The sequence below is a fragment of the Petrachloros mirabilis genome (genome assembly GCF_975968855.1).
Genome location: NZ_CDLUDY010000203.1, coordinates 1 through 6,378, shown reverse-complemented (window position 1 = coordinate 6,378; position 6,378 = coordinate 1). Strand labels below are relative to the sequence as shown.

5 protein-coding genes and 1 pseudogene are annotated in these 6,378 nt (G+C 55.2%); all 6 read right to left on the bottom strand.

Annotated elements, in window-relative coordinates:
• Positions 1-76 (bottom strand): twin-arginine translocation signal domain-containing protein (locus tag ACWVCN_RS08185; protein WP_455245061.1); only part of this gene is annotated, 76 nt, incomplete at its 3' end.
• A 511-nt stretch (positions 77-587) separates the two neighbouring features.
• Positions 588-2,057 carry a sigma-54-dependent transcriptional regulator gene (locus ACWVCN_RS08180; protein ID WP_455245073.1) on the bottom strand — a complete coding sequence of 490 codons (1,470 nt, stop codon included), beginning with the start codon at positions 2,055-2,057 and terminating at the stop codon, positions 588-590.
• Between the two features lie 9 nt (positions 2,058-2,066).
• Positions 2,067-4,163 (bottom strand): ATP-binding protein, encoded by a 2,097-nt coding sequence (locus tag ACWVCN_RS08175; RefSeq protein WP_455245072.1) that lies wholly within the window; start codon positions 4,161-4,163, stop codon positions 2,067-2,069.
• A 221-nt stretch (positions 4,164-4,384) separates the two neighbouring features.
• Positions 4,385-5,287 (bottom strand): formylglycine-generating enzyme family protein, encoded by a 903-nt coding sequence (locus ACWVCN_RS08170; protein WP_455245071.1) that lies wholly within the window; start codon positions 5,285-5,287, stop codon positions 4,385-4,387.
• A 27-nt stretch (positions 5,288-5,314) separates the two neighbouring features.
• Positions 5,315-5,911 carry a hypothetical protein gene (locus ACWVCN_RS08165; protein WP_455245070.1) on the bottom strand — a complete coding sequence of 199 codons (597 nt, stop codon included), beginning with the start codon at positions 5,909-5,911 and terminating at the stop codon, positions 5,315-5,317.
• A 79-nt stretch (positions 5,912-5,990) separates the two neighbouring features.
• Positions 5,991-6,378, bottom strand: a pseudogene (locus ACWVCN_RS08160) (alcohol dehydrogenase); the annotation flags it as partial.

The following is a 6,378-nucleotide window of genomic DNA, read 5'->3' as shown; positions in this document are numbered from 1 at the left end:
GGACTTTATCGGCCACGGCAACCGCCGCCACCGTCCCCGCGGAGACTTTCAAAAATTGCCGACGTGATAAAAACATTGCTGATACCTCCTCAGTTGAGGGCTCCCTAGGAGCCCACGTGTCTTACTGACTGACTGCCGACTGATCATCCCACCTCCCTTCATCTTGAAGAATCAGGGACTCATGCTCGGGCCATGAGACCCCTGGACAGGGTGTGGTGAAGCAAGGAGATTGCCAGTCAAGAAAAAATACGTATCCCTGAGGAACCATGGCGTATAAGGTACGGATTGCAAAGGTAAAATTCGGTGTCAGAAGCTAGGATAAGGGCGCACTAATAACCGTGCGCCAAGAACAAAAAGAATACGTGGATATGCATGAAGGGAGATCGTCAAATTCGAGCAAACATTATCAACGACTTGTATGCGCATATCGATTCATGCAGTTAAAAAACTTGAAGAGAAAACCTTGAGCATGCAAACACTAATGCATGCCAAGGGGTAAGTCCGTTACGTAAAGGAGACGCAATGGGAGTTGAGAGGCTGTTCTGGCAAGCGGCGAGACGTGCGAACGCTACTGAGAGGACACGTGCTTAGAGATCATCCGAACTGTCGCTTCCAAGATAGCGTTTCATGAGGAGGGAGAAATGTTGGCGTGGAATACCGCTGCTTTCGGCCGCCTTGGTAATTACCCCGTCATGCTTGGCCAATTTCGCCTGGAGATATGACTTTGTAAATTGTTCGATCGCCTGCTCTTTAGCTTCCATGTATGGAAGTGCGTTTAAGAGCGCCTCGGCAGAATCCTGAGAGGAGGCAGGCGGGCTCGGCAGCAAGGAACGAAGATCCTTTGCGCTGATGAGGTCGTTTGACGCAATCAACACCGCACGCTCCACGACATTGCGCAATTCCCGACCGTTTCCAGGCCAGGGATAGGCCATCAGCACATCGAGCGCCCCCTCGTCGAAGTAGCAGCGGGGTTTCCCAACCTCACGGCCGAGCTTGCCCAGCAGATGGCGGGCAATGACCGGTATGTCATCCTGGCGAGCACGCAACGGAGGTACCGCAATCTGAACAACAGCCAGTCGATAATAGAGATCCTTCCGAAAGGACCCGTCCCGTACGCGCCCTTCGAGATCCCGATTCGTGGCGGCAATGAACCGCATGTCGACCCTTCGGACTCTGGTCCCCCCTACCGGCCGCACTTCGTTCTCTTCCAATACCCGCAGCAGCTTCGACTGTAGCAGCAAGGGCAGCTCTCCGATCTCATCAAAGAAGACGGTACCACCGTTCGCCAATTCGATCAGCCCCGGCTTGTCCGAGATCGCGCCGGTAAAGGCTCCTCGAACGTGCCCGAACAATTCGCTTTCCATCACGCCTTCGGGAACCGTGGCGCAGTCGATCACTTGGAAGGGCCGATGTTGCTCGGGACTCTGCTGATGGATGGCGCGGGCGATCAACCCCTTCCCTGTCCCGGTCTCTCCGGTAATCAACACGGTCGATCTCGTCTGCGCTGCTTCGCTGATCCTTGCGAGCACACGCTCGAAAGAGGGGCTGACACCGACCAGACTGTTGGCTTCATACTCCTGCCGGTCGTGCTGCTCGTAGATCGCATGACGACGTAGAATTTCCGAAATGCGGATGGCCCGATGCAGGCGCATGCCCAAATCTTCCGCATTGACGGGCTTCAACACATAGTCGAAGGCCCCACGCCTCATAGCGTCGACGGCCTGAGAGACGGCATTGATTCTGCTGACGACGAGCACCGGCAGATTCGGATCGATCGTTTGAATCCTGCTGACGAGGTCTAGTCCGCTCATGACCGGCAACATAACATCCGTCAGGACAAGGTCCACCGGGCGTTCACTGAGCAGCTGCAGTGCCCCTTCGGCATTGGCCCGCACTTCCATTTCGAAGTCTCCGCCCAGAGGTTTCAGATCGGCTTTCTCCAAGGCGTGCAACATCAGCTCGATGTCGGTGGGGTTGTCCTCGACGATCAAAATTGTGAACGGAATCTTGGATCGTTTCCTTGAGGGTCGACTTTCCAGAACGGCACCGTTCGCCACGACAAACTCCTATAGCAAGCCCGGGGTTGATATCTGCACAACCTCGGAACTCCCGACTGCATCATTGGCCTGAGATCCGCCAGCAATCTCCTGGCTCAGGCAGGGGACTGTGAATTTCACGGTACAACCCTCTGCTTGGCAATCATCGATCCACACTCGACCACCATACAGCTCAACAATCCGTTGAACAATAGCCAAGCCGATGCCGCTCCCTTTCGCCTCCAAAGGGGTCAAGCGGACGAAAGGCTTGAATACGCGCTCGTGCTGAGTGGGCGGAATTCCGACTCCGTTGTCTTGAACGGAGAAACAGGCCATGCGGTCTTCAATCGAAACGGACACGTGTATTGTCGGGACTCTGTCCGGATGCGAGTACTTCAGCGCATTCGAAATCAGATTGTCGAACACCTGTCTGAGGTACGCGCCATGGCAGGCCACGAGGGGAAGAGCAGAGTCCACTCGCACCACTGCACGCAACTGCTCAAGCTCGCCAGCGTGGGCCTTCAATACTTGGTCGATCACGAGTCGTGGATCGACTGCTGATACGGCCCCTTGCCCCACCCCGACTCGAGCTACTTCCAATATCCCTTCCACGCGCCGGACGATGTCGCGACCGTTTTCCTTCATCAACATAAGCCAACGATCCGTCCGATCGTCGACCTGCCCCTTGAATTTGTCAGACAACAACTCAGCCAACTCTTCCATCCGCGATCCCGGCGCTTTCAGGTCATGTGCCAATGTTTCCGCCAAATATTCGAGCTGCCGTAACCTGGTTTGCAGTCCGCGTTGCTTCTGTTGCACCGCTTCATACAATCGCGTGTTGGAAATGGCCAATGCGGCCTCTTGGGCCAACCCAATCGCCAAACGCTTATTCCACTCCTCAGGAGAACGCGATCGTTCGCTCAGGAGTGACAACACCCCAAACGGAATTCCTTGCGACAAAAGCGGAACCGCTAACATGCTGTCCCCGATGAGATTCCGCCGTGAGACTTGCGGCCGCTCGTCAGACCTGAATCGTTCCCCAACCGATGCCTCGCCAGTTTCGAATGCTTGAACACTGACCGGCAATTCCTCCCACAACATGATTGAGTTCTTCAGCGAGTCATTCCACTCACCGGAGGCAGCCTCCACCACCCAACACCCCATAGATTCGTTTCGAAGGAGGACCAGGCAGACATCAGCCTTTACCAATTCGACCGCCCGATCGGTGATGCGCCGCAACACGCCGTCCAACCCGTCAGGTCCGATCGTATTGATCTCGTGTCCGATCGCATCCAATGCTTCGAGTTCCTTGACATGGTCTTGAATGCGTTGAGCCATGTCAAGGTAGGACCTCGCTAACTGGCCGAGTTCATCTCCGGCCCCTTGCTCACTCTCCAGAAGTTTGGCAATCCCGTCTGTATCAACGTTTGCCCCGATTCTCTTTGTGGCGGATTGCAGCCGCATGATAGGGTTCGTCAGAGAACGGGCCAGGATACGCGACACGCCCCAGCCGAGAATCACCACTCCGGCCAGTGCAAGCCACAACCCGATGAAAGTCCGTTGCGATAAGGCATTGGCTTCCGTGTTCAACAATTCTCGCTGTTGTTCAAGTCGGTCTTCGACTCTTCGAAGGTCCTTCCGGATAGCGTCGGATAAACGAAGTCCTTCACCCGATTGAACGTAGGACGGAACACCTGACAAGTTTCCATGCTCAATATCGGCGATGAGTTCATGTTTCGACTGAAGGAGCTTCTTCAGCTGACCTTCGAGAGAACGAAGATCCTCGCGGCTCCCAGAAACCCTCGCCAACAAGACATTCGTGTCCGTCATCACGCGGTCGATCCTACGTTCTGCTTCATTCAATGGAATCAAGAAGGAATCCTGCTGAGTCAGAACATACCCGCGAAATCCGTCCTCAATGTCGATAGCCAAACGCCGCAGTTGATGAACCTGTTCGTGGGCTAAAATCAAATCATGTCGTTGCTGCTGAAGATCGAGAAGATTTTGGACGACGTAGAGGTGACTCGCGAGTCCTCCGGCGAGGGGGACGCAGAGGAGTAGCAGAACCGTCCAGAGCTTGTGCTGGATACGGAGCTTTCTCCACCACTCTGCAGCCCTTCGTATCATTGGGCGCAACCTCGTCCCAGGGTTCGTAGAGGTTTATGAGGCAGTGGTCGAATAGATAGATTGGGCGTCCTGGGAATGAAATGTCAAGCCCGTGGTGTGCGTACCAGGAAACCAGTGTCGTGACTAGCTCGATAGGCCGAGGGCGAGGTGTTGGTCTGGACTGCCCCGTTTCGAGAGCATACCGCACGTCGTCTCAGGCAGAACCTGGCTCACGTGATTGGTCACGGACTCACATCCCTTGCACAACGGAAACCAAGCCAGTTCATGGACGTATCGGGACTGGCCCCGAAGCGTTGCGCCACTCGAACCGTCGGGGTGCTGTCGATCCATCCTCCGCCGCGAAAGACTTTATGGTCACCGGTTTCGGGTCCTTTCGGATTCCGGTCCGGTGCCGTCTTGTAATAGTCTTTGTCGTACCAGTCGGCCACCCATTCAGCCACATTGCCAACCGTTTGGAATAATCCATATGGACTGAGGGCGTTCTCGTACTTGAACACGGAGATGATCGGCGGATACAGCAGAAGCCGCTCGGGACGGTCGCGGACCGGCCCGGACAGTCCCGTTCGTCCGAAATTCGCGCGTGAAAGTCCCGCTATCGCGTTGCCCCAAGGATAGATGCGTGCGTCTTGATCACCTCGTGCGGCCTTCTCCCATTCAGCTTCGGTCGGCAGCCGCTTGCCGGCCCAGCGGCAATACTCATCGGCTTCGTACCACGTGACATGCATGATCGGATGCGCCGCCATAGCCTCCTGGAAGTTCCCCCCGTCGAACTTCCAGTCGACTTGCGGAGGACGATCGGTGGCCAGGACAAATTTCAAATACTGCACTGTCGTGACTTCGTACTTATCGATCTCATATGCGTCAAGGAACACTTTGCGCTGCGGGGTCTCGACGGCGTATGCATTACGGTCGGTTTTCTTGTCGCTACCCATTGTGAACGGACCCGCGGGAATCCGGACCATTTCGTCGTAAGCCGGAAGATTCACGCGTTCCGCCGCAAGGGCTTTCCCTTCTGCGGTCCATTCTTGCTTGACGTCGCTCACATCCATGCTGAATACGATGGTCTCCGCAGACAGGATAGACATGAACAGCAGCAACATGACAGTTCCACGGTTCAACAACATTGCTCCTCCTGGTAATCACACTCCCCTCTACATGCCGTGGGGCAGCACTTCTTCGGGAAGGTCTTTCTTAAATTCTTCCAACGGCTGGAAGTTAACAGGCAGATTAAACAACGAATCCGACACGGATCGCAATTTCACGTGCTGGTATTCAACGATCCAACTCCCGTCCTTCTTCGCCAGTTTCATGGGGAATTGGATATCGGTCGCCACCCATTGATAGTATTCTTCGACTCGTTCGCCGGCCTTCGTCGTCACTTCATAGAGGATTGTCTGATGGCCCTCTCGAATCTCGGTTCCGATTTCCTGGCGGGAGACTTCGCCTTCCAATTTCGGAGTTACTCGAAGGTCCTGGTCGGCAGAGTAGGGCAGGGTCTTGAAGTGTTTCATGCGTGACAGAAGCAACCAGACGACGCGCTTATCCTTACGTACGATACTGACGTTCACCGGGCCCATTGAATGGTGCTCGATTCTCCACATCTGGTCACGATAATAGACGTGAGACTTGTGGGTCCTTCCGTTGATCTTGGTGATTTGATCCGCAGTAAATTCAAGAGCCCAGACCGGAGAGGCGGCCCAAAGGCAGATTCCCGTCACGATGAGGGCGAAGGTCGATCGCAAGAGCATGGGCAATCCTAACATAGGGTGGGACCGCGGTTCAGCGAGGTTATACTGTTCTCATCGCTTGCTGATACATTGCGGAGGTTTATGCGATCGTCAGGACCCCTGCGCCTTTGATCGCCCCTTCCTTGAGAGTTTGAAGGGCTTGGTTGGCTTCACCTAACGGAAATTGCTGGGTTTTTGGCTTGATCGGAATTGCCGCCGCTTCGCGCAGGAGATCCAATCCGTCCTGCCTGGTATTGGCTGTGACACTCCGAAGGACTCTCTCGCCGAACAGCTCATGATCGTAATCGAGTGACGGGAGCCTACTCATGTGAATGCCGGCCAGAGCTACAGTCCCGCCTCGCTCGAGTGCTCTGAGAGCCGGAGGAACCAACTCTCCCGCAGGAGCAAAGATGATCGACCCATGTAACCGGTCCGGAGGGGATTCCGAAGCTCCGCCAACCCATTTGGCACCCAATTCTCGGGCCAAT